Origin of the sequence: Belnapia rosea, from assembly GCF_900101615.1 — a bacterium.
Taxonomy (GTDB): Bacteria; Pseudomonadota; Alphaproteobacteria; order Acetobacterales; family Acetobacteraceae; genus Belnapia; species Belnapia rosea.
Genome location: NZ_FMZX01000008.1, coordinates 89571 through 113541, shown reverse-complemented (window position 1 = coordinate 113541; position 23971 = coordinate 89571). Strand labels below are relative to the sequence as shown.

The following is a 23971-nucleotide window of genomic DNA, read 5'->3' as shown; positions in this document are numbered from 1 at the left end:
CGGGCCCGACTTCGCCTTATCGCGCCGGCATCCGCACGAAGCGGAGCTGGATGTAGTTGTCCGCCGTCTGCGGCACCTCGACGCCCTGCCGCGCCGCCCAGACGATCTGCTGCTGGTGCAGCGGGATGTAGGCGACATCGTCCTGCAGGATCTTGCTCGCCTGGCTGATCATCGCCTGGCGCTTGGCCGGGTCCGTCTCCACCGCGATCTGGTCGACCAGGGTGTCGAACTGGGCGTTGGCATAGCCGCCGTTGTTGAACACGCCGCGCGTGCCGTTGCGCGAGCCCGCCAGGCTGTAGAGCGAGTTGTGCGCATCCGAGGTCGTGGGCGTCCAGCCCAGCATGTAGAAGCTGGTGTTGTACCGCGGCGCGTTCACCTCGGCGAAGAAGCGGGCACGGGTCTGGGCGTTCAGCGTCACCCGGATGCCGATGCGGGCGAGCATGGAGACGGCCGCCGTGCAGATCGCCTCGTCATTGACGTAGCGGTCGTTCGGGCAGTCCAGCGTCACGCCGAAGCCGTTCGGGTAGCCGGCCTCGGTCAGTAGCCGCTTCGCCTCGTTGACATTGACCGCCGGGCGCACGTCATCCGCCTCGACGAAGCCGTTCACGCCCGGGCCGTAGAGCAGGTTCGAGGGCCGCGACTGGCCGCGCATGACGGTGCGCTGGATGGCGGTCATGTCGATCGCCAGCAGCATGGCGCGGCGCACCCGCACATCCTGGAAGGGGTTCTTGCCCTGCACGTCAGACTTCAGCAGCTGCGGCCGCATCTGGTCCAGGCCGAGGAAGACAGTGCGCAGCTCCGGCCCCTGGATGATGCGCACGCCCTGGGTGCTGGAGATGCGCGTCACGTCCTGGGGCGGCACGGTGTAGAGGAAGTCCACCTCGTTCGAGAGCAGCGCCGCGACGCGCGTCGCGTCATTGGCAATGATGTTCAGCTCGACGCGCTGGAGGTTGTGGACCGGCTTGTCCCACCAATTCGGGTTGGGCTGCAGCACGGTGCGGCGGTCGGGCTCCCGGCTCACCAGCAGGAAGGGGCCGGTGCCCATGGCGTTGCGGGTGGCGAAATTCTCCTCGCGCGAGGTGAGGTCGGCCGGGCGCGTCGCGTTGTTCTTCTCGGACCAGGCGCGGGAGAACATGCCCCAGTTGGTGATCTCCTGGATCAGGATGGGGTTCGGCTGGTGCGTCTCGAACTCCACCGTGTGGTCGTCGACCTTGCGGATCTCCTTCACCGAGGCCAGCACGGACTGGACGTTGGAGCCGGGGGCGCGGGCGCGCTGGGCGCTGAAGACGACGTCATCAGCGGTGAAGGGCGTACCGTCGCTGAACTTCACGCCCTGGCGGAGGTGGAAGCGCCAGACGGTCGGCGAAGGCTGCTCCCAGCGCTCGGCCAGCGCCGGCTCCGGCTGCATCTGCTGGTTTCGGCGCACTAATGGCTCGTAGAAATTGGAGCCGAAGGCGAGGAGGAAGGTTTCCTGCCGGGTATAGGGGTCCATCGAGTTGACGTCGCCGTCATTGGCCCAGCGGAAGGTCTGGGCCTGGGCGCAAAGGGCGGTGCCGCAAAGCAGGGCGGCAGCCAGGGCGAAACGGCGCATTGTTGCTTGGTCTCCCAGCGCGATCGAAGGGGTGGAAGCTAACCCGGCCAACCGGGCCCGCAAAGCAAAACGGAGGCCTTTCAGCCTCCGTTCGCAACAATCAGCAGGTGAGCCCTGGTCTCAGGCGCGCAGCTTGGCCGGAAGCCCCGCCACCGCGCTGTCGATCAGAGCCGCATCCGCTTTGGCGTCGATCCGCTCGGCGATGACGTTGCGCGCCGCGGCGATTGCGACATCCGTCGCCGCACCACGCACCTCGGCCACTGCCCCGGCTTCCGCCGCGGCGATGCGGTCCAGCGCCATTCGCTCCCGCCGCTTGGCGGAGGCCTCGGCCTCGGCTGCGGAGGACTCGGCCACGCGCTGGGCTTCCGTCTGCGCGCGGGCCAGCAGGTCCTGCGCCTCGGTCAGTGCCGCGGCGCGCTCGGCCTCGGCCTGCTTCAGCAGCGCCTCCGCCTCCACCCTGAGGCGGGAGGCCTCGGCCAGCTCGGCCCGCACGCGATCCGCCTTCGCGTCCAGCATGCTGGTGATGCGCGCCCAGGCCATCCGCCCGACGAGCAGGACGAAGATGACGAAGCTGACCGCGACCCAGAATTTCGGGTCGAGCCAGAAGTGTTCGTAGTGGTGCTCCATCAGGCCTGCCCCCGTGCCGCCAGTTCACGATCGACCGCCGCGGCCACGCCAGCGCTGTCGCCCTGGCCGATGAGCCGGGTGACGAGCGCGTCCGCGGTGTCGGTCGCCACCTGGCGCAGGGCGCCCATGGCATTGTCCCGTGCCGTGGCGATCTGCGTCTCGGCCGCCGCGATCTGGGCGGCGAGCTTGGCGTTCAGTGCCTCGGCGCGCGTAGCGGCCTCGGCCTGGGCCTTCTGGGTGGCGGCGTTGATCGCGGCTTGCGCCTCGGCCCGGGCGCGGGCGGTGGCGGCCTGGTGTTCGGCCATCGCCGCATCGGCCCGTTGCTTCGCGGCCTGGGCGGTTTCGAGGTCGCCCTCGATCCGCGCCCGCCGCGCCGCCAGCACACCTTCCACCTGCGGCAGCGCGTAACGCGCCATCACGTAGTAGAGGGCGCCGAAGATGATCAGCATCCAGACGACCTGCGCGATCGTCCAGGGATTGCCGAAATCCAGCTGCGGCATGCCGGCGCTGCTGGTCGCGCCCGGATGCTCGGACGCCACCTGCGCCATGGCGGGCAGGGCGACGAGCGAGAGCAGCGTCGCGATCCGGATGGTCTTCTTCATGCTCGTCTCCCTTGCATGCCGAACGGGCGAAGCCGACCGGCCACCCGGCCGGTCGGCTTCCCTCAGGCAATGCTCAGGTGAAGAGGATGAGGAAGGCGATCAGCAGGGCGAAGAGCGCCACCGCTTCCGTCAACGCGAAGCCGAGAATGCCGATCGGGAAGACGGCGTCGCGGGCGGCCGGGTTGCGGGCCACGCTGGTGATCAGCGAGGAGAAGATGTTGCCGATCCCGAGACCGACGCCGAACAGCGCGATGACGGCGATACCGGCCCCGAGGGCCTTGGCGGCAGCGACTTCCATGTGAGTGTCCCTTCAGGGGTGGTGTGGTTGCGGAAGGTCTGAGCGACGGTGGTGCTTAGTGCAGGTGCACCGCGTCGTGCAGGTAGATGCTGGTCAGGATGGCGAAGACATAGGCCTGCAGGAAGGCGACCAGGATCTCGAACCCGACCAGGGCAACATTCATCGCCATGGGCAGCACTGCGCCGATGAGGCCCAGCACGCCGGCAGCCGAGCCGATCATGACGACGAAGGTGCCGAACACCTTCAGCATGACGTGACCGGCCACCATGTTGGCGAAGAGACGGACGGAGAGGCTGATCGGCCGCGAGAGATAGGAGATGATCTCGATCGGGATGATCAGCGGGGCGAGCGCCTTGGGCGCACCCTCCGGGAAGAAGTAGCTGAAGAAATGCGTGCCGTGGATGGCCAGCGCCACCACCGTCACCACGACGAAGACCAGCGCGGCGAGGGCGAAGGTCACCGCGATATGGCTGGTGAAGGTGAAGGCGTAGGGCAGCAGGCCGAGCATGTTGCCGAAGAGGACGAACATGAAGATCGAGAAGACGAAGGGGAAGTAGCGCTTGCCCTCCGTACCCACCTGGCCTTCGACGATGCCGTGGACGAATTCGTAGCCGCTCTCGGCCAGGGCCTGCAGCCGGCCGGGGATGATGGCGCGCTTCGCCGTGCCCCAGATCATCAGCGCCGCGATCAGGCCGAAGGCCAGCAGCATATGCGCATTGGATTGGCTGAAGCGCACGGACTCGCCGAGGGCGCCCATGAACGGCACCAGCTCGAACTGGCTCAGCGCGTCGATAGCTTTGCCTTCAGCGGCCACTGCTGCCTCTCCCGTCGCGTCAAATCTTCCGGCCACTGCGCGGGTTGAACAGCCTGTAGATGTTCATGATTCCGGCAGCGGCGCCCGCCACGAAGAACAGCAGGAAAAGCCAGGGCTTCGTCCCGAGCCATCGGTCCAGCAGCAGCCCGATCCCGACCCCGACCACAAGGGCCGAGACCAGTTCAACGCCGACGCGGAACCCGATCCCCATGGGACCGGGCGGGAGACCCCCACTGGCGCCCTCGGCCGGCTTGTCGAGACCCTGACGGGTCCGTGCCTCCCGAAGTCGCCGCTCGAAGTCGTCTCGCTCGTTCACCCTCGCTCCTCCGTCGGACCCCGGCGGAAGGCATCGGGCTCGTAAGGCCCCCCCCGCGGAGTGTCAATCCACCGCGCGCCGCTATCGGCAGTGGCGGGCGCTTTTCACGCGATTCATGCCCCGGTCATGCGATGGCACCACACCATCCTGCCTCACACCGCCTCGAAGGCGCCGCTCTGCTGGCGCCACAGCCGGGCATAGACCCCGCCCCGGCGCAGCAGCCCCTCATGCGTCCCCTGCTCGGCGATCCGACCATGCTCCAGCACCACCAGGCGGTCCATCCGCGCAATGGTCGAGAGCCGGTGGGCGATGGCGATTACCGTCTTGCCCGCCATCAGCTCGGCCAGCTGGTCCTGGATCGCGGCCTCCACCTCGGAGTCGAGGGCGCTGGTCGCCTCGTCCAGCACCAGGATGGGGGCGTCCTTCAGCAGGACGCGGGCGATGGCGATGCGCTGGCGCTGGCCACCGGAGAGCTTCACCCCCCGCTCGCCCGCATGCGCCTCATACCCCGCCCGGCCCCGCCAATCCTGGAGCTGGCCGATGAAGCCCGCCGCCGCGGCCCGGGCGGCGGCGGCCTCGACCTCCGCCATGTTCGCCTCCGGCCGGCCGTAGCGGATATTCTCGCGGATCGAGCGGTGCAGCAGGGCGGTGTCCTGGGTGACGACGCCGATGGCGGCGCGCAGGCTTTCCTGTGTCACCCCCGCAATGTCCTGGCCATCGATCAGGATGCGCCCGCTCTCGGGGCGGAAGAAGCCGAGCATCAGGTTCACCAGGGTGGATTTCCCCGCCCCCGAATGCCCAATCAGCCCCACCCGCTCGCCCGGTGCGATGGCGAGGTCGAGGCCCTGGATCACCCCTGTCTCCCGCCCATAGGCGAAATGCACGCCCTCGAAGCGGATCTCGCCGCGTGGAACCCGCAGCGGCACCGCCCCCGGCGGGTCGGGCGAGGTGGGGGGGGCCGCGATGGAGTTCATCGCCTCCTGCACCACGCCCAGGTTCTCGAAGATGGCGGTGACGTTGAATGCCACCCAGCCGGAGATGTTGGCGATCTGCCAGGCCATCGGCAGCGCCGTGGCCACCGCCGCGAGGCCGATCTGCCCATGGCTCCAGAGCCAGATGCCGGTCGCGGCGGTGGCCGTCAGCATCGAGGCATTCAGCGTCCCGAGCAGGAAGCCGTTCAGCGTGACGAGCCGCATCTGCCGCTGGAAGGCCGTGTTCAGCCCGAGCAGCCCCTCGCGGACGAAGGCATCCTCCTGCTCGGCCCGGGCGAAGAGCTTCACCGTCTGGATATTCGTATAGCTGTCAACGATCCGCCCGGTGAGCTGGCTGCGCTGGGCGCTCGCCTCGCGGGAGCGGTCCCGCATCCTGGGCACCAGCACCCGCAGCAGGGCGGCATAGGCGAGGAACCAGACGGCGATCGGCATGGCCAGCCGCCAATCCGCCCCGGCCAGCAGGATGAGCGCCGCCGTGCCGTAGACCAGGATGTACCAGACGGCATTGACCACCTGCACCACGCTCTCGCGCAGCGCCGGCCCCGCCTGCATCACCCGGTTCGAGATGCGGCCCGAGAAATCCTCCTGGAAGAAGGGCAGGCCCTGGCGGACCACCTGCCAGTGGCTCTGCCAGCGCACCAGCGAGGTGAAATTGCCGTTGATCCCCTGCTGGGTGATGAGGTTCTGCAGCAGCACCGCGCCTGGCCGGCCGATCAGGACCAGCGCGCCCATCCCGAGCAGGGTCGGCCAGGCCTCGGCCCAGAGCCGGTCCGGCGCATGGCTGGTCAGCAGCGCCACGAGCCGGCCGATCATGGCCGGGATCGCCGCGTCCAGCAGGGCCACCAGCAGCCCCGCGACGAAGAGCGCGGCGAACAGCGCCCGCGCCTGGCCGATGAAGTGCCAGTAGAAGCCGGCGAGGTTGCGGGGCGGCGGGCCTTCCGGCACCGCGCTGCCGAAGAATCGGGCGGCATGAGTGCCGGGGCGCGCGACGGGATCGACCAGGCGCTCGAAGAAGCGGAAGGGCATGCCGGCACAACGCGCGCCGGTGGCTGGAAGATCAAGCGCCGCGATCACCCGGACCGCTGCCGGCCGGGTTGGTGTTTCACGAAATCGCGCGGTGAGGCGTCTCTCAGCAGCCGAGATCGTTCGTGGCGCAATGATCTCATTCTCGGCATTCATGTCGGCCATCGGCCGGGCGCAATCCCTGCCGCCCTGGCTGCGAGTTTCCCTGACTGGGCTGGTCGTCATCAGCGCCTTCGTTCTGCGCGAGGCGCTGCGGAACGTCCTGCCGCACCAGAACAGCTTCCTGATGCCGATCCTTGGCGTGTTGTTCAGCGCGACGCTGTTCGGCAGCGGCTCCGCGCTCCTGGCTACATTCCTCTCGGCCCTCTGGATCGTCTGGGCCTATCTGCCGCCCATCTACAGCCTGGTGGTCGAGGATGAGCGGCAGCTCTGGGCGCTCGGCCTCTTCATCGTCATCAGCACCTTCATCGGCCTGGTGATCGGCGCCTTCCAGGCGACCCTGCTGCGGCTGCAGGAGGCGCATGCCGCCCTGGCCCGCACGGATGCCCAGCGGCGCCTGCTGCTGCAGGAATTCCGCCACCGCAGCCGGAACGACCTGCAGTCCCTGGTGGCCCTGCTGTTGCTCCGGGCCCGGGCCGCGCCCTCCTCCGCCGCGCAGGACGGGCTGCGCGAGGCGGCGGAGCATGCCAAGGCGCTGGCCCGCGTCCACACGCTGCTGGCCCAGGAAGCGATCCATGAGGACGACCCGACCTCGGTCGACAGCCGCACCTTCATCGAGGGGCTGGCGATGGAGCTGGCCCGCACCCATGCCACCGAAGGGCTGCGGCCGGTGGTGCTGACGGCCATGGCGGAGGCCCATCCGATTGATTCGGAACGCGCCATCCTGGTCGGCCTGGTATTGAACGAGTGCGTGACGAATGCGCTGAAATACGCCTTCCCGGATGAGCGGCCCGGCCGGGTGAGGGTGCAGTTCATCCAGCTCGACCGCGATTTCCTGCTGACCATCGAGGATGACGGCACCGGCACCCCGCCGGAGGACCAGACCGCGGCCGGCAGCCGCACGCGGCCGCTCGGCACCGGCCTCGGCACGCGGCTGCTGCGTGGCATGGCGGCGCAGCTCCGCGGCACCTTCACCCGCGGGCCAGGCCCCGGCGGCATCGGCACCCATGTCGAGATGCGCTTCCCGGCCCGGGTGGTGGGCGCCAGGGAGGGCTGACCGCCTATTCCGCCGCCGCCTGCCCCTCGACCATTTCCACCGCCCGGCCGAGATCGACGCTGAGCAGCCGGCTCACCCCACGCTCCTGCATCGTCACGCCGTAGAGGCGGTGCATCCGCGCCATGGTCAGCGGATGGTGGGTGACGATCAGGAAGCGCGTGCCGCTCTCGGCCGCCATCGCCTCCAGCAGGTCGCAGAGCCGCTCGACATTGGCGTCGTCGAGCGGTGCGTCCACCTCGTCGAGCACGCAGACCGGCGCCGGCTGGCAGCGGAAGACGGCGAAGATGAGGGACAGCGCGGTCAGCGCCTGCTCGCCGCCCGAGAGCAGGGACAGCGCCGAGAGCCGCTTCCCCGGCGGCTCGGCATAGATCTCGAGCCCTGCCTCCAGCGCATCCTCCGAGCCGACCAGGGCCAGATGCGCCCGCCCGCCGCCGAAGAGCCGGCCGAACAGGCTCTGGAACTCGGTGTTCACCCGGTCGAAGATCGTCCGCAGCCGCTCCCGCCCCTCGCGGTTCAGGGCGCCGATCGAGCCGCGCAGCTTGGCGATGGCGGTGCCGATCTCCTCCCGCTCCCGCGTGATGGTGGCGATGCGGGTCTCGATCTCCTCCATCTCGACATCGGCGCGGAGGTTGACCGGGCCCATCTCCTCGCGCTCGCGGGCCAGGCGTTCCAGCTTGCGGCGTGCCCGGTCCTCGGCGGTGTCCGAGAGCTCCTCCGGCGCCGGCAGCTCGGCCCCTTCGCCGAGCCGCTCCGTGACGCGCTCCTCCACCGCGGCGGCGGCGGCCTCGGCCTGGCTGGCGGCGCCCTCGGCGCGGAGCTGCGCCTCGCGGGCGGCGGCGAAGGCGGCATCGGCGGCGCGCCGGGCTTCGGCGGCGGCGTGGCGTTCGGTCTCGGCGGCGGCGAGGGCGGTGGCCGCCATGGCATGGGCTGCCTCCGCCTCGGCCAGCACGGCGCCGGCCTGGCGGCGGCGGGCGGCGGCGGCCTCCGGCAATTCGGCGAGCTCGTCCCGCGCTTCCCGCGCCTCGGCGGCACGTTGGCGGAGTTCTTCCAGCCGGCCGGCGGCATCGGTGCGACGGGTCGCCCAATCCTTACCCTCGGCGGCGATGGCGGCGCGCCGGGTGGCCAGGCGCTCGCGCTCCGCCCGCAGCCCGGCCTGGGCCTCGAGTGCCGCGCCTTCCTGGCTACGCGCGGTGGAGAGCGCCCCGCGCGCTGATTCCACCCCGGCGCGGACGCTGCCGAGATCGGGCAGCCCGGCCTGGGCGGCGCGGGCGCGGTCGAGAGCCGCCCCGGCCTCCGCTGCTTCCGCCGTGATCCGGTCGAGCTGCGGGGCCAGGGCGGCTACTTGGCTGTCCGCCTGGGCGGCGGCGGCGGTGAGGCGGGCGGCCTCGTCGCGGGCGGCCTGCAACGAGCCCTCCGCCCTGCCGCGCGCTTCCCGTGCGGTGGCCTCGGCGGCCAGGCTCTCGGCCTCGCGGCGGCGGGCGGCCTCGGCGGCGGCGCGCAGGGCATCGAGATCGGGCAGGGCGGCCAGGGCCTCGCGCAGCGTGGCGAGGGCGGCCTCCGCCTCGGCCCGTTCGGTGCCGAGGCGGTCGAGCTGCGGTGCGAGGGCGCCGATCCGGCTCTCCGCCTGGGCGGCAGTGGCGGCGAGGCTGGCGGCAGCGGCGCGGGACCGCTGCAGCGCCGTCTCGGCCTCGGCCCGCTGGCGCCGGGCGGCACCTTCGGCGGCACCGGCTTCGGCCTCGGCGCGGGCGGCGGACTGCATCTCGGCAGCGGCGGCCTCGGGGGCGGGAAGGCCGGCCAGCGCCTCGGCCGCCGCTGCCGCGGCCGTCTCGGCCTCGCCGAGCGCCTCGGCCAGGCGGGCCAGTTGCGGTTCCAGTGCGCCGATCCGGCTCTCCGCCTCGGCGGCGGCGGCGGAGAGGCGGCTGGCCTCGGCGCGGGCGGCGGCGAGGCGGGCCTCGGCCTGCCGGCGGACCTCGCGCGCACCCGCCTCCGCCGTGCCGGCGGCGGCTTCGGCGGCTGCGGCTTCGGCGCGGATACGGGAGGCCGTGGCGGCGGCCTCGGTCGCCTCCTGCAGCCGGGCGCTGGCGGCGGCGAGGCGGTTGCGCTGCTGCAGCCGCACCGCGCCGGGGTTCGGCGCATCGGCCCGGGCGGTATGGCCATCCCAGCGCCAGGCGGCACCGTCCCGCGCCACCACGGCCTGGCCGGGGGCGAGGCGGGCCTGCAGGACGGCGCCATCCGCCCCCTCGGGCAGCAGGCCGATCTGGGACAGGGCACGGGCCAGGGCCGGCGGTGCCACGACCAGGCTGGCGAGGGGCACCAGCCCCTCCGGCAGGGCGGGCGCCGTGGGGTCGGGTGGCAGGTCGCACCAATGCCGGGCGGCGGTGGGGTCGGTCGGGCTCTCCAGCGCCTCGCCAAGCGCCACGCCCAGCGCGGCCTCGAGGCCGGGTGGGACGGAGACGGCGTCGAGCACGGGCGGCGCGGCGCTGCCGGCACCCGCGCCGGCGGCCAGCGTCTCACTGAGTGCCTCCACCTCGGCGGTGGCGCGGGCGCGATCCGCCTCGGCCTCGGCGGCGGCGGTGCGGGCCTCGGCATGGCGGGCGGCGGCGGCGGCGCGCCCGGCCTCGGCCCCGGTGACCGCGGCGAGGGCGGCGGCGAGCGCGGCCTCCGCCTCGGCCGCGCCGTTCCGGGCGGCGGCGACGGCCTCGGGCGGCACGGCGGCGGCGCGGGCGGCATCCCGCTCGGCCAGCAGCCTGCCGTGTTGCGCGCGGGCCTGGGCGGCGCGCTGGGCGGCTGCCGTCTGCTCGGCCATGGCCCGGTCGCGGCCGCTGCGGGCCTCGGCCATGCGGCGGCGGGCCGTGGCATGCGCCTCCTGCGCCGTGACGCGGGTGGCTTCGGCGGCCTCCAGCCGGGTTCGGGCCTCGGCGAGCGCGGCCTCGGCCGCGGCGATGGCCGCCTCCGCCCCGGCCAGCCGCTCCGGAGCGATGCGCCCGGCCAGGGCTGCCTGGTGATCGGCGGAGAGCCGGGCATGCTGGGCGGCGATGCGCCCGGCCCGCTGCTCCGCCTCGGCCAGCGCCGTGCGGGTCCGGGCGGCCTCCGCCTCGGCGGCGGTGGTCTCGCGCCGGGCCGCCGCATGGGCGTCCTGCGCCGCGGCACGGGCCGTCTCGGCTTCGCCCAGGGCCGTGCGGGCGGCCTCAAGCCGGGACGAAGCCTCGCCGGCCGCTGCCTCCGCGGTGGCGAGGCGTTCGGGCGGGATGCAGGCGGCCAGCGCCGCGGCATGTTCGGCCGCCAGCGCGTCGCGCTGGGCACCGAGGCGCCGGGCGCGCTCGCCGCTGGCGGCCAGTTCCATGCTCGCGGCATTGGCGCGGGCGGCGATGGCGGCAGCCTCCTCGGTCGCCGTATTGGCGGCGCGCTCGGCGGCGCGGGCGGCCTCGGTGGCCTCGGCGAGCGCCGCGGCGGCGGCCTCCAGCCGGGCGGGCAGGCTCGCTTCCGCCTCGGCCAGCGCCGCACCCTCGCGGGCCAGCCGGGCCTCGGCGGCCAGCGCATCGCCCTCCACCGCCTCGGCATGGGTGAGGTCGCGGATGATTTGGGTGAGCTGCGCCTCGGCGGCGGCGAGTGCCTCGCGGGCGCGGCGCTCCTCGGCGTCCAGCCCCTCGGCCTCGACGCGGCGGCGCTCCAGCGCGGTACGGGCCACCGCCTCCGCCTCGCGCGGCGCGGGGATGCCGCGCTCGGCGGCGAAGCTGCGCAGCGCGGCCGCTTCCGCTTCTGCTTCCGCCGCCTTGGTGGCTGCCGAGGCCCGGGCGAATTCCGCCGAGGCCACGGCCAGTGCCGCCTGGGCCCGGGCCCGCAGCAGGGCCAGCCACTCCGCCTCCGCCCCACGCACCAGGCCGGAGAGGTTACGGTAGCGGTTGGCCTGCCGCGCCTGGCGCTGCAGCGATTGCCGCTGCGTATCCAGCTGGCCGAGCAGGTCCTCCGCCCGGCCGAGATTGGTCTCCGCCTGGCGCAGCTTCAGCTCCGCCTCGTGCCGCCGGGCGCGGAGGCCGCTGATGCCGGCTGCCTCCTCCAGCACCTGCCGCCGTTCCTCAGGCTTGGCGCCGATCATGGCGGCGACCCGGCCCTGGCTCACCATGGCCGAGGCGCGGGCGCCCGAGCCGATATCGGCGAACATGGTCTGCACGTCGCGCGCCCGGACCTCGCGGCCATTGATCCGGAAGGAGGAGCCGTCGCCGCGGGCGATGCGGCGGATGATCTCGAGATCCGGCGCATCCGCATGGGGCGGTGGGGCAAGGCCGGCCGCCTCCTCCAGGTAGAGCGAGACCTCGGCGAGGTTGCGCCCCGGCCGGGTGGCCGTGCCGGCGAAGATCACGTCCTCCATCTCGCCGCCGCGCATGGAGCGGGCGGAGGTCTCGCCCATCGCCCAGCGTAGCGCCTCGACGACATTGGACTTGCCGCAGCCATTCGGGCCGACGATGCCGGTCAGCCCTGGCAGGACCTCGACCAGCGTCGCCTCGGCGAAGCTCTTGAAGCCGGCAATGCGCAGGCGGGCGAGCGTCGCCCGCGGCGCGTCGCGCCGTGGCTCATCGGCCGGGGCCTCGGCCGCTGGGGTTTCCGCTGGGGCGTCCTCGGGCGTCGCTTCGCTCAACCGCGCCTCGCTTCCTCGACCAGCTGCTGGAACCGGTCATAGCTCATGTTGCCGGACTGGTTGCGCGTGGCGCGGCCCTGGAAGGCGAAGCTTGGGGTGGCGGAGACGTTGTACTGCTTCTCCGCCGTCATGCGCTGCTCGATGATGGCGCGCTTCAGCCCGTCATCCGCCAGCACCTCGTCATACTTGGCGCGGCTGAGCCCGGCGAGCGCGGCCATCTTCGCCAGCTCCTCGCGCGGGTCGCCCCGGGTGAAGGCCCAGCGGTCCTGGTTCGCCAGCAGCGCGCCGATGAAGCCCTCGTAGCGCTCCGCCGGCAGGGTGCGGGCGATGCAGGCAGCGGCCAGCGCCAGCTGGTCGAGCGGAAAATCGACCCAGATAAGCCGGATGGCCCCCGTCTCCACCAGGTCCCGCTTCACCTGGGGGAGGGTGTCCTTGTGGAAGCTGGCGCAATGGGTGCAGGTGAGGGAGAAGAACTCCATGACCTTCACCGGCGCATCCGGCCGGCCGATGCCACGCTCGCCCAGCCGCGGATCGGCGGGTTGGGCCAGGGCGGGCGCGGCGATCAGCGCGGGCATCGCCAGGATCAGGCGGCGGGAGAAGGGCATGCGGCCTCCGATGGGCAATCGGCTTGGGGTTATCCGCGGTTCCGATAGACGCCTCGGGCGAGCTTTGCCAGCGCCTCGCGCAATTCCCCTGCCGGAAGGTTACCGACCGCCGCCTCCACCCGCGGGGGCAGCTTGGCCTCGGGGGCGGGCCGGGGGCGGGCCGGGGTGGCGGTGGCCGCCTGCTGGACGAAGCGCAGCCGCTCCACGACGGGTTTTCCAAGCTGGGCGTTGATCCGCTCGATCAGCTGCGGCGCCAGGTGGCTCAGCTCCATCGCCACGGGGCCGACGCAGCCGATGGTCAGCGTCCCGCTGGTGACGCGCTTCGGGCTGGTGACGGCGGCGAGGCCGGGACCCACGATCTCGGCCCAGTCCGCCATCAGCAGGGCGCCGGCCGGGCTCTTCTTGCGGAAGACCGGCCGGGTCAGATGCGGAATGAGCGTGCCGAGCGGACGCGGCCCCCAGACGAATCGCCGATCGTCGCTATCTTTCGCCATATGCCCCTGCCCATCCCCTTGCCCGTTCCGCTGCCCTCTGGCGCCGAACTGCTCGCCTGGTACGACCGCCACCGCCGGACCCTGCCCTTCCGCCGCAGCGATGGCGGCCGTCCCGATCCCTACCGCGTCTGGCTCTCCGAGGTCATGCTGCAACAGACGACGGTGGCGGCGGTTGGCCCCCGATTCGAGCGTTTCCTGGCCCGTTTCCCCGATATCGCCGCCCTGGCCGCCGCGCCCGAGGCGGCGGTGATGGAGGAATGGGCCGGCCTCGGCTACTACGCCCGCGCCCGCAACCTGCATGCCTGCGCCAAGGCCGTCACGGCGATGGGCGGTTTCCCCCGCACCGCCGGGGCGCTGCGCGACCTGCCGGGGATCGGCGCCTATACCGCCGCCGCCGTGGCCGCCATCGCCTTCGACGAGCCGGTGGTGCCGGCCGATGGCAATGTCGAGCGCGTGGTGGCCCGGCTGCTGGCCGAGGAGACGCCGCTGCCCGCGGCCAAGCCCCGGCTCGCCGCCGCCGCCGGGGGCTTCATGGCCGATGCGGCGGCCCGCGCCCGGCCGGGTGACTTCGCCCAGGCCCTGTTCGACCTTGGCGCCACCATCTGCACGCCGAGGACGCCGGCCTGCGCCCTCTGTCCTTGGCGCGGCGAATGCCTGGCGCAGCGGCGCGGCATCCAGGCGGAGTTGCCCCGGAAGTCGCCGAAGCGGGCCCGGCCGCTGCGCCATGGCGCGCATTTCCTGCTGACGGATGCCGAGGGGCGGGTCCTGCTGCGGCGGCGGCCGCCGCGCGGGCTGCTCGGCGGCATGCTGGAACTCCCCGGCACGGAATGGCGGGCAGCGCCCTGGGGCGAGGCGGAGGCGCTGGCCCATGCGCCGGTGCCGGGCCCAGCCTGGCGGCGCGTGCCGGGCGTGGCGCGGCACGGCTTCACCCATTTCGAGCTGGAGATGGTGCTCTACGCCGCCGCGCTGCCCCGCCTCGAGCCACCTGAGGGGATGGAGATGCGGCCCCTGGCCGAGGCTGGTGCGGCGCTGCCGACCGTGATGCGGCGGCTGCTCGAGCTTGCGGCGGTCAGGGCGTGATCGCCGAAGCCGGGTTGCGGCAGGCGGAGGTCCGGGCAAACCTCAGCCCGACGAACCGAGTGCGAGGAGCCACCATGCGGAGACGCCATCCCACCGCCCTTGCCTTCCTGGCCCTGGCCATGGCGCCCATGCCGGCCCTGGCGCATCACCCCATGGGCGGGGAGGCGCCGGCCCATGCCTGGCAGGGGGTGCTCTCCGGCATCGCCCATCCGGTCATCGGTCTCGACCACCTCGCTTTCCTGGTCGCCGCCGGCGTGCTGGCCGCCACGATGCGGCAGCGGGCCGCCATCGGGGTGCTGCTGGCCTTCCTGGCGGCGGGGCTGACGGGGGCGGTGCTGCATCTCGCCGGGCTTGGGCTCGGCCCGGTCGAGGCGATGGTCGCCCTCTCCGTCCTGCTCGCGGGGGTGGCGCTGCTCGCCGCGCCGGCGCGGCCGCGCGGCGGCGCCCCGGCCTGGCTGGCCCTCGGCTTCGCTCTGGCCGGCCTGTTCCATGGCCATGCCTATGCGGAGGCGGTCACCGGCTCCGGGCCCGGGACCATCCTCGCCTATCTGCTGACCCTCGCCGTCATGCAGGCGGCGATCGGCCTCGGTGCCATGGCCGCTGCCCGCCAGTTCGGGGCCGCGTCGCAACGTCGCTGGGCCGGCATGGCGGCGGCGCTGGCGGGCGTCGTCGCCCTCGGCAGCGCGGTGCTCGCGTGAGGGCTCGGGCGGTGCCCCTCCGCCGCGGCGCGTCGCGGCGATGAACGCCCCTGGCGCACCCGGCATCCGCCCGACCTGGACGAGCAGCGCCAAGGACATCGTCGGAACCGCCATCGGCTCCTCCCGCCTGTGGTTCACCATGGGCTACGGCATCGTCAACGAGGTGTACCACCCGCGGGTCGACATGCCGCAGATCCGCGACCTCGGCTTCATCGTCGCGGATGGGCGGGGCTTCTGGACCGAGGTCAAGCGCAGCGGCGACTACACGCTGACGACCGCGGGCCCCGGCATCCCCGCCATGCGCATCCTGCACCGCCATCCCCGCTTCGAGCTCGGCCTGCGCATCGCGCCGGAGATCGACCGCGACGTGCTGCTGATCGAGGCGGTGCTCACCGGCGATGCCGATCTCCGCCTCTATGTCCTGCTCGCGCCGCATCTCGGCGGCACCGGCGAGGGCAATGTGGCCGAGGTCTTCGTCAACCGCGACCGCAAGCTGCTCTGCGCCGAGCAGGGCGGCTATGCCGTCGCGCTCGCCGCGGCGGAGCCCGCCACGCAGCGGGATACCTGGCGCCGCGCCAGCGCCGGCTTCGTTGGCGTGAGCGATGGCTGGCAGGATTTCGCCGCGAACGGCGCCATGTCCTGGATCCATGACCGCGCCGGCCCCGGCAATGTCGCCCTGCTCGGCGAGCTGGGCAGCCGGACCGCGGTGCTCGCCCTCGGCTTCGGCAGCGACAAGGAGGCGGCGGCGACGCTGGCGATCTCCGCCCTGCTGCAGCCCTTCGACGCCGCCTGGCACCGCCATGTGCGGGCCTGGGAGGCCTGGCATGCCGGCAATGTCGACTCGACCCGGTGCCTCGGCGAATTCCGCGACGCGGCCCATGTCTCGGCGATGGTGCTGCGGGTGCACCAGGACAAGACCTTCCTCGGCGCGATGGTGGCGAGCCTCAGCATCCCCTGGGGCAACAGCACCGATGATTCCGGCGGCTACCACCTGGTCTGGCCGCGCGACCTGGTGGAGAGCGCCGGCGCGCTGCTGGCCCTCGGCGGCACGGAGGAGGCGCGCAACATCCTGCGCTACCTCATCGCCACCCAGCTGGCGGATGGCCGCTGGTCGCAGAACCAGTGGCTGGGCGGCCGGCCGCACTGGACGGGCATCCAGCTCGACGAGGCCGCCTTTCCCGTGCTGCTCGCCGCCGCCCTGGCCGAGGCCGATGCGCTGGGCGGCATCCAGGTCGCCGACATGGTGCGGAAGGCGCTGGCCTTCATCGCCCTCTACGGCCCGGCCACCGACCAGGACCGCTGGGAGGAGACGCCGGGCATCAACGCCTTCACCCTGGCCACCGCCATCTCCGCCCTGGTCTGCGGGGCCGAGCTGCTCGGTGGCGAGGAGCGGCGCGACATCCTGCTGCTGGCCGATGACTGGAACAGCCGGATCGAGGACTGGTGCGTCGGCGCCGACCCGGGCCTCATGGCCCGCCATGGCATCGGCCCCTATTACGTGCGCGCCGCCTCGCCCGCCGTCTTCGCCGACCGCGCGGCGATCCGCGAGCCCGTGCCGGTGCGGAACCACGCGGGCGAATGCCTGGTCCCGGCCGACAGCCTCATCAGCACGGATTTCCTCCAGCTCGTCCGCTTCGGCCTGCGCCGGGCGGACGACCCCGTCATCGCCGCCTCGGTCGCGCTGGTGGATGCGCTGCTGCGGGTGGAGACGCCGGCCGGGCCGTGCTGGTACCGCTACAACGGCGACGGCTATGGCGAGCACGAGGATGGCAGCCCCTTCAACGGCACCGGCCGCGGCCGCGCCTGGCCGCTGCTGACCGGCGAGCGCGGCCACTACGCCCTTGCCGCCGGCCGCGATGCGGAGGCGCGGGAGCTGCTGCACGCGATGATCGGCATGAGCAGCCGCACCGGGCTGATCCCCGAGCAGGTCTGGGAGGCGGAGGCCATCCCCAGGCAATTCCTCTTTCCCGGCCGGCCCTCGGGCTCCGCCATGCCGCTGGTCTGGGCGCATGCCGAGTTCATGAAGCTTGCCGCCAGCCTCCGGCTCGGCCGCCCGATCGACCGGCCGGAGGCGGCCTGGCTGCGCTATGGCGGTGTGAAGCCGCAGGCGCCGCGCGCGCATTGGAGCCGGCGCATGCCGGTGGGCTGGATCCGCCAGGGGCAGGAGCTGCGACTGCTGCTCGACCGGCCGGCGCTGGTCGAATGGCGCCCGGAGGGCGAGGCGGAGCCCCGGCCCCGGCCGGTGGTGAGCGGGCCGCTTGGGCTGCTGCTGGCCGACCTGCCGACCGAGGGGCTGGAGTCCGGCACGCGGCTCCTCCTCTCCATCCAGGACCCGGCCACCGGGACGTGGATGGAGCGGGACCGGCCGGTCGCGATCCTGCCGGCCGACGGCTGACCGTTGCGGATCCAGGCCGGTGCTTGCCGGGAGCGGCCGCGGGGGCCCCAATCCGCGCCGCATGGCGGCGCCCGAGGCGCGATGAGCGATCCGTTCAAGCCAGGGACCGTGGCCGCGACCAAACCACCCGCGACTGGCAATCTGCAGGCGCCACGGGCGTCCGATGGAGGGCATTGAGCCATGGATATCGACCCCAGCCTTTGCCCCGACCCCTCGGTGCTCCGCCGTGCCGCGCCGGCCCCGGCCTCGACTCTGGTGATCTTCGGGGCCAATGGCGACCTCACCAAGCGGCTGCTGTTGCCCTCGCTCTACAACCTCACCGGGGCCGGGCTGCTGCCCGAGGGCTTCGGCGTCATCGGCCTCGACCACAACGAGCGGGACGACGAGACCTACCGGCGGCAGCTGGGCGAGGCGATGCAGTCCTTCGTCACCGACAAGGGCGGCGAATTTGCGGCCAATGGCATCGACCAGCAGGCCTGGGGGTGCCTCCGCGGCCGCCTCTCCTACCTGACCGGCGAGTTCGAGGACCCGGCGACCTATGAGCGGCTCGCCGCCCGGATCGAGGCGATCCGGCGCAGCGCGGGCCATGGCAATTGCGTCTTCTACCTCGCCACCTCGCCACGCTTCTTCGGCCCGATCATCGAGCGCCTGGCCGAAGCCGGGCTGATGCGGGAGGAAAGGGGCGACTTCCGCCGCATCGTGGTGGAGAAGCCCTTCGGCACCGACCTCGCCTCGGCCCGCGCGCTGAATGCGCTGATCCTCGGCCATGTGGCGGAGGAGCAGGTCTTCCGCATCGACCACTTCCTCGGCAAGGAGACGGTGCAGAACATCCTGGCGCTGCGCTTCGCCAACGGCATGTTCGAGCCGCTCTGGCGGCGCGACCATATCGACCATGTGCAGATCACCGCCGCCGAGACGGTGGGCGTCGAGACGCGGGGCCGCTTCTACGAGGCCACAGGCGCGCTGCGCGACATGGTGCCGAACCACATGATGCAGCTGCTGGCGATGACGGCGATGGAGCCGCCCAACAGCTTCGATGCCGATGCGGTGCGGGCGGAGAAGGCGAAGGTGGTGCAGGCCATCCGCACGCTCGGCCCGGCGGAGCTGGCGCGGGACGTGGTGCGCGGCCAGTACGCAGCCGGCACCAGCAAGGGCATGCCGGTGACGGGCTACCGGGACGAGCCCAATGTGTCGCCCGACAGCGGCACCGAGACCTATGTCGCGATGAAGCTCCAGATCGACAATTGGCGCTGGGCCGGGGTGCCCTTCTACATCCGCACCGGCAAGCGCATGGCGGTGCGCCGCACCGAGATCGCCATCCAGTTCAAGCAGGCGCCCTTCGCCATGTTCCGCGACACGCCGGTCCACCGGCTGACGCCGAATTTCATGGTGATCCACATCCAGCCGAGCGAGGGGATCTCGCTGCATCTGAGCGCGAAGGATCCGGGGCCGGCACTCAAGCTCTCCGGCGTGCAGATGAATTTCCGCTATGCGGACTGGTTCCGCGCCGCGCCGAGCACCGGCTACGAGACGCTGCTCTACGACGTGCTGATCGGCGATGCGACGCTGTTCCAGCGGGCCGACAATGTCGAGGCGGGCTGGTCCGCCGTGCAGCCGATCCTCGAGGCGCAGGCCGCGCCGGATGCGCGGGTTGAGTCCTACGCCGCCGGCAGCGAGGGCCCGGCGGGCGCCGATGCGCTGCTGGCGCGCGATGGGCGCCAGTGGCTGAGCCTGCTGTGACCGCGCCGATCCGGCTGCTCGTCTCCGATGTGGACGGCACGCTGGTCACCAACGACAAGCGCCTGACGCCCGCCACGCTGGAGGCCGCCCGGCTGCTGCATGCGGCGGGCATCGCGCTGGCCCTGGTCAGCAGCCGCCCGCCGCGCGGCATCGCCGGCCTCGCCGCGCCGCTCGGCCTCACCACGCCGGTCGCCGGCTTCAACGGCGGGGTGATCCTCGATCAGGCCGGGCGATCCCTGTCGGAGCAGCTGGTGCCGGAGGCCGCCGCCCGGGCCGCGCTCGCCGCCTTCGGCCGCCGCGGCATCGATGCCTGGGTCTTCGCCGATGGCGAATGGCTGCTGCGCGACGCGGGCGGCCATTACGTGCCGCTCGAGCAGCGCACCATCGGCTTCGCCCCGCGCGTGGTGCCCGATCTCGGGCCCTTCCTCGGCCGGGCCGGGAAGCTGGTCGGCGCATCGCCCGATCCGGCGCTGCTCGCCGAATGCGAGGCGAGCCTGCAGGCGGAACTCGGGCCGCGGGCGTCCGTCCATCGTTCCCAGGCCTATTACCTCGATGTGACGCATCCCGCGGCCGACAAGGGCCACGCCCTGCTCAGCCTGGCGGGGCTCTGCGGCGTTACGCCCGCCGAGACCGCCTGCATCGGCGACATGGCGAACGACCTGCCGATGTTCGCCGTGGCGGGCCTCGCCATCGCCATGGGCAATGCCCCGGCCGCGGTGCAGGCGCGCGCCATGGCGGTGACGCTCTCGAACGAGGCGGATGGCTTCGCCGCCGCGGTGCGCGACCTCCTCCTCCCGCGCGCACCGGGGCGCCCCGCCTGAGCCCCACCCGGAGAAAGGAGGCATCGGCCATGACGCAGCGGATCGAGGTGCTGGCGGACCCGGAGGCGCTGGCCAGGCATGTGGCCGATTGGACGCTGCAGCTCGCCCTGTCCCGGCCCGGGACCGTGGCGATCGCCCTCTCCGGCGGTTCCACGCCGAAGCGGCTCTACCACCTCCTGGCCGCCTCGCCCTGGCGGGAGCGGATGCCCTGGGACCGTGTCCACCTCTTCTGGGGCGATGAGCGCTTCGTGCCGGCGGACCATCCCGACAGCAACCAGGGCATGGCGCGCGGGGCGCTGATCGCCCATGTGCCGATCCCGCCCGCCAACCTCCATCCGGTACCGGTCGATGGCACGCCCGAGGAGGCCGCGCGGCGCTACGAGGCGGAGCTGCGCCGCTTCGCCGCCACGCGGCCCGGCCTGCCCCTCTTCGACCTGCAGCTGCTCGGCCTCGGCCCGGATGGCCATACCGCCTCGCTCTTCCCCGGGACGGCGGCGCTGGAGGAACGCGCCGCCTGGGCCATCGCCGTCATCGGCGCCAAGCCGGAGCCGCGGATCACCCTTACCTATCCCGCGCTGGAGAACAGCGCGGAGGTCGCCTTCCTCGTCGCCGGGGCCGACAAGCGGGCCATGCTGCAGCGGCTGCGCGAGGGGGACCGGGGCATCCCCGCCGGGCGGCTGAGCGCGAGCCGCCCTGTCACCATCTTCGCCGACCGGGCGGCGGCGCCATGACCGGCCCGGATGCGCTGAAGCGCCAGGTGGCCGAGGCGGCGGCGGCGGAGGTGTCGGATGGCATGGTGCTCGGCCTCGGCTCCGGCTCCACCGCGGAGCTGGTGATCGAGGCGCTGGCCCGTCGCGCCGCTGCCGGGCTGCGCATCGCCGGCGTCCCCACCTCCGAGCGCAGCGCGGCCCTGGCGCGCCGCCTCGGCCTGCCCCTGATCGACTTCCCGCCCGATGCGCCGCTCGACCTGACCATCGACGGGGCCGACGAGGTGGAGTTGCCCTCGCTCGCCCTGGTCAAGGGACGCGGCGGCGCCTTGCTGCGGGAGAAGATCACCGCCTTCGCCAGCCGGCGCATGCTGGTGGTGGTGGATGAATCGAAGCTGGTGCCGCGCCTCGGGCAAGGCGCGCTACCGGTCGAGATCGTCGCCTTCGGCCAGCGGCCGATCCTGGCGCGGCTGGCGGCGCTCGGCCTCCGCCCGGCCCTGCGCCGTGGTGCGGATGGCGCGCCCTTCGTGAGCGATGGCGGCAACCTCATTGCCGATTGCATGCCGGGCCCGATCGGGGACGCCGGCGCCCTGGAGCGGGCGCTGCGCGACATCGTCGGCGTGGTCGAGACCGGCCTGTTCCTCGGCCTGCGGCCAAGGGTGCTGGTCGCCACGAAGGACGGGCTCGTGACCCATGAGGCGCCGGCCGGGTAGCCGGCCGCCTCAGCCGGCCGCCGCGACCGCTGCGAAGCCATGCTCCGCCGCCTCCAGCGCCAGGGCGATGTCGGCCTCGGTATGGGCGGCGGAGAGGAACATGTTGTGGCGCGGGTGGAAGTAGACGCCCCGCTGCAGCGCCGCGGCGCAGAAGACCTCGCCCCGCCGCGCGCCAGGGTCATCGGCGAAGAGCACCATCGGCATCTGGGCCGGGCCGGTCTGCCGCAGCGCGAGGCCGTGGCGCCGCGCGCCGGCCGCGAGCCCGTCGCGCAGCAGCCCGCCGAGATGGGCGAGGCGCTCCGGCACCGCATCCCGCATCGCCACGCGCAGCGTCGCCACCGCGGCCGCCATCGGCACCGCCCCGCACCAGAAGGAGCCGGTGACGAAGATGCGCGAGGCCGCGTCGCGCAGCCATTCGGCGCCCGTCACCGCCGCCAGGGGATGGCCGTTGGCGATCGCCTTGCTCCAGGCGCAGAGGTCGGGGCGGATGCCCAGCGGCTCCCAGCTGCCGGCGAGGTCGAGGCGGAAGCCGGCGCGCACCTCGTCGAGGATCAGCGCCGCGCCCGCCGCGTCGCAGGCCGCGCGCACCGCCCGGGCGAAGCCGGGCTGCGGCATCTCCTGGTCGCGGCCGAGATCGTGGCGGAAGGCGCTGACGAGGATGCCGGCAAGGTCGCCGCCTGCCTCATCGACGGCCGCCGCGAGGCTCGCCTCGTCATTGTAGTCGTAGTGGAGGAGGTGAGCCCGGTCCTCGCTGGTCACGCCAAGCAGCGAGGGCGAGCACCAGGGCACCGCGCCATGATAGGCGCCGCGCGCCACCAGCAGCTTGCGCCGCCCGGTCGCGGCGCGGGCGATGGTGGCGCAGGTTGTCGTGGCATCGGTGCCGTTCTTCTGGAACATCGCCCAGGCCGCATGCGGCAGCAGCCCGACCAGTTGCTCGGCCAGCTCCACCATCGCCGGGGCGGGGCCGTTCAGGCAGTCGCCCAGGCGGCGCTGCCGCTCGGCGGCCTCCTCCACCTCGAGGTGCTGGTGGCCCAGCAGGTTGGGGCCCCAGCTGCACATGAAGTCGAGGAAGCGCCGGCCATCCACATCCCAGAGATAGGCGCCCTCCCCACGGGCGAAGAATTGCGGATAGCCCTCGGGAAGCTTCGCCGCGTGCAGGTGGCCCCACATGCCGCCGGGCACCACCCGCGCGGCACGGTGGCGCAAGGCCTGGTCCTGGGAGTTCGTCAGCCGGTCCATCGCAGCCATCCACCCTGGGGATGCGACAGATCAGACCGGCACGCGGCCCGGCGCAAGGACCAGGGCCCTGGCCTCAATCCACCTCCATGCCGGCGACGGCGAGGATCGTCGCCAGGCTGGCCGACATGCCGCGCAGGCTCTCGCGCGGCTCCACATCGATCCACTCCTCCAGCGAATGCGCCCGCCCGCCGCGGCCGCCGGAGCCGATCTTGATCGCCGGGATGCCGAGGCTCATCGGGATATTGGCATCGGTCGAGGAGTATTCCTGGCGCGGTGCATAGCCATGCGCCGCGACGGCGGCCATGGCGAGCCGCACGATATCGGCGCCCGGCGGCGTGTGCCCCGCCGGGCGGTCGCCGATCGGCACCACCTCGGTGGTCACCAGCCCCTCGCGGATGGAGCGCGCCGCATTCTCCGCCGCGACGGCCGCCTCGACGCCGGCGAGGAACTCCGCCTCCAGCCGGGCCAGCTCGGCGGCGGACTGGGAGCGAAGGTCGACCTCCATCCAGACCTCGTTCGGGATGGCATTCACCGAGGTGCCGCCGCCGAGCACGCTGACGCAATGCGTGGTCTGCGGGTCGGCCGGCGCCGCCAGTTCGGCCAGGGTCAGCGCCGCGCGCGCCATGGCATAGGCCGGGTTCACCAGCCCGAAGGCGGCGAAGCTGTGGCCGCCCGGGCCGCGGAAGGCGATGCGGTAGCGCTTGCTGCCGATCCCGCCGGTGACGATGCGGTCCACCTCCGGGCTGTCCACGGTGAAGAAGGCCTCGACCCGGTCGCGGTGGCGTCCCTCGGTGAAGAAGTGCCGGACGCCGCGCAGGTCGCCGAGCCCTTCCTCGCCGACATCGCCGAGGAACAGGATATCCGCCCGCGTGCGGATGCCGGCCGCGTCCATGGCCCTGAGGAAGGCGAGGTTGACCGCGAGGCTGCGCGTGTCGTCGCCCACGCCGGGGGCGAGGAGCTTCGTCCCCTCCCGCCGCACCCGCACATCGGTGCCGGCGGGAAAGACGGTGTCGAGATGCGCGGCGACGACGACGGTGGTGCCGTTGCCCGTGCCGCGCCGGCGGCCCATGACGTTGCCGGCCGCATCCTGCTCCACCTCCTCGAGGCCATGGGCGCGGAGCATCCCGAGATAGGCGGTGGCGCGCTCCGCCTCCTGGAAGGGCGGGGCGGGGATCTCCGTCAGGCGGATGATGTCCTCGACGGTGCGGTCATGCTCGCGCTCCATCGTCCCGACCGCGGTGCGGAAGCGCGAATGGTCGAGGATGGCGGCGATGGCGGCGGATGCGTCGGTCTGGCTCATGCCCGTTCATCCTGCCGCGGGCCGGGCCGGTCAAGCGGTGCGCCGATTCACGCTTCCTGAACGA

The 23971-nt window shown here is 73.0% G+C and carries 20 protein-coding genes; 8 read left to right on the top strand and 12 right to left on the bottom strand.

Annotated features, from left to right (window positions below):
- Positions 1–16: 16 nt before the first annotated feature.
- The 7 genes from BLR02_RS15280 to BLR02_RS15250 all read right to left on the bottom strand — a co-directional run bounded on the left by BLR02_RS15280 (position 17) and on the right by BLR02_RS15250 (position 6266).
- Positions 17–1591 carry an ABC transporter substrate-binding protein gene (locus tag BLR02_RS15280; protein ID WP_090663805.1) on the bottom strand — a complete coding sequence of 525 codons (1575 nt, stop codon included), beginning with the start codon at positions 1589–1591 and terminating at the stop codon, positions 17–19.
- A 120-nt stretch (positions 1592–1711) separates the two neighbouring features.
- Positions 1712–2218 carry a F0F1 ATP synthase subunit B family protein gene (locus BLR02_RS15275; protein ID WP_090663804.1) on the bottom strand — a complete coding sequence of 169 codons (507 nt, stop codon included), beginning with the start codon at positions 2216–2218 and terminating at the stop codon, positions 1712–1714.
- Positions 2218–2820, bottom strand: a complete 603-nt coding sequence (locus tag BLR02_RS15270; RefSeq protein ID WP_090663803.1) for a F0F1 ATP synthase subunit B family protein — start codon at positions 2818–2820, stop codon at positions 2218–2220. Before BLR02_RS15270 ends, BLR02_RS15275 begins: the two co-directional genes overlap by 1 nt.
- A gap of 73 nt (positions 2821–2893) precedes the next feature.
- Positions 2894–3118, bottom strand: coding sequence for an ATP synthase subunit C family protein (locus tag BLR02_RS15265; protein ID WP_043338292.1), 225 nt, complete (start codon positions 3116–3118; stop codon positions 2894–2896).
- 55 nt (positions 3119–3173) lie between these two features.
- Complete coding sequence (locus BLR02_RS15260; RefSeq protein WP_090568407.1) at positions 3174–3932, bottom strand: F0F1 ATP synthase subunit A; 759 nt, start codon at positions 3930–3932, stop codon at positions 3174–3176.
- A gap of 19 nt (positions 3933–3951) precedes the next feature.
- Entirely contained in the window at positions 3952–4248 is a 297-nt protein-coding gene (locus BLR02_RS29530) for an AtpZ/AtpI family protein (RefSeq protein ID WP_176849592.1), read from the bottom strand.
- A gap of 152 nt (positions 4249–4400) precedes the next feature.
- Positions 4401–6266 carry an ABC transporter ATP-binding protein gene (locus BLR02_RS15250; protein WP_090663854.1) on the bottom strand — a complete coding sequence of 622 codons (1866 nt, stop codon included), beginning with the start codon at positions 6264–6266 and terminating at the stop codon, positions 4401–4403.
- Between the two features lie 151 nt (positions 6267–6417).
- Between BLR02_RS15250 and BLR02_RS15245 the strand changes: the two genes are divergently transcribed.
- Entirely contained in the window at positions 6418–7479 is a 1062-nt protein-coding gene (locus tag BLR02_RS15245) for a sensor histidine kinase (RefSeq protein ID WP_176849591.1), read from the top strand.
- A gap of 4 nt (positions 7480–7483) precedes the next feature.
- On the opposite strand, the gene BLR02_RS15240 is transcribed toward BLR02_RS15245, so the two are convergent.
- Genes BLR02_RS15240 through BLR02_RS15230 form a run of 3 tightly spaced genes read right to left on the bottom strand, consistent with a single transcriptional unit; the run spans position 7484 to position 13214 of the window.
- Positions 7484–12115 carry an AAA family ATPase gene (locus BLR02_RS15240; protein ID WP_090663801.1) on the bottom strand — a complete coding sequence of 1544 codons (4632 nt, stop codon included), beginning with the start codon at positions 12113–12115 and terminating at the stop codon, positions 7484–7486.
- Positions 12112–12720, bottom strand: a complete 609-nt coding sequence (locus BLR02_RS15235) for a DsbA family protein (RefSeq protein WP_090663800.1) — start codon at positions 12718–12720, stop codon at positions 12112–12114. Before BLR02_RS15235 ends, BLR02_RS15240 begins: the two co-directional genes overlap by 4 nt.
- A gap of 29 nt (positions 12721–12749) precedes the next feature.
- Positions 12750–13214, bottom strand: a complete 465-nt coding sequence (locus BLR02_RS15230; protein WP_090568425.1) for a DUF721 domain-containing protein — start codon at positions 13212–13214, stop codon at positions 12750–12752.
- Between BLR02_RS15230 and BLR02_RS15225 the strand changes: the two genes are divergently transcribed.
- The 7 genes from BLR02_RS15225 (at position 13215) to rpiA (ending at position 21368) form a co-directional block, all read left to right on the top strand.
- Positions 13215–14294 carry an A/G-specific adenine glycosylase gene (locus BLR02_RS15225; protein ID WP_090663799.1) on the top strand — a complete coding sequence of 360 codons (1080 nt, stop codon included), beginning with the start codon at positions 13215–13217 and terminating at the stop codon, positions 14292–14294.
- A 74-nt stretch (positions 14295–14368) separates the two neighbouring features.
- Positions 14369–14992, top strand: a complete 624-nt coding sequence (locus tag BLR02_RS15220) for a HupE/UreJ family protein (RefSeq protein WP_090663798.1) — start codon at positions 14369–14371, stop codon at positions 14990–14992.
- A 40-nt stretch (positions 14993–15032) separates the two neighbouring features.
- Positions 15033–17387: a glycoside hydrolase family 15 protein gene (locus tag BLR02_RS15215; RefSeq protein WP_090663797.1), complete on the top strand. Its 2355-nt coding sequence runs from the start codon at positions 15033–15035 to the stop codon at positions 17385–17387.
- Between the two features lie 180 nt (positions 17388–17567).
- Positions 17568–19127: a glucose-6-phosphate dehydrogenase gene (zwf, locus tag BLR02_RS15210; RefSeq protein ID WP_090568436.1), complete on the top strand. Its 1560-nt coding sequence runs from the start codon at positions 17568–17570 to the stop codon at positions 19125–19127.
- On the top strand, positions 19124–19948 hold the full coding sequence (locus BLR02_RS15205; RefSeq protein WP_090663796.1) for a Cof-type HAD-IIB family hydrolase: 825 nt from the start codon (positions 19124–19126) through the stop codon (positions 19946–19948). Before zwf ends, BLR02_RS15205 begins: the two co-directional genes overlap by 4 nt.
- A gap of 29 nt (positions 19949–19977) precedes the next feature.
- Positions 19978–20679 (top strand): 6-phosphogluconolactonase, encoded by a 702-nt coding sequence (pgl, locus tag BLR02_RS15200; protein WP_090663795.1) that lies wholly within the window; start codon positions 19978–19980, stop codon positions 20677–20679.
- Complete coding sequence (gene rpiA, locus BLR02_RS15195; RefSeq protein ID WP_090663794.1) at positions 20676–21368, top strand: ribose-5-phosphate isomerase RpiA; 693 nt, start codon at positions 20676–20678, stop codon at positions 21366–21368. Before pgl ends, rpiA begins: the two co-directional genes overlap by 4 nt.
- A 9-nt stretch (positions 21369–21377) precedes the next feature.
- On the opposite strand, the gene BLR02_RS15190 is transcribed toward rpiA, so the two are convergent.
- Positions 21378–22607: an aminotransferase class III-fold pyridoxal phosphate-dependent enzyme gene (locus tag BLR02_RS15190; RefSeq protein WP_090663793.1), complete on the bottom strand. Its 1230-nt coding sequence runs from the start codon at positions 22605–22607 to the stop codon at positions 21378–21380.
- Positions 22608–22680: 73 nt separating this feature from the next.
- On the bottom strand, positions 22681–23907 hold the full coding sequence (locus BLR02_RS15185) for a M20/M25/M40 family metallo-hydrolase (RefSeq protein ID WP_090663792.1): 1227 nt from the start codon (positions 23905–23907) through the stop codon (positions 22681–22683).
- Positions 23908–23971 lie beyond the last annotated feature (64 nt).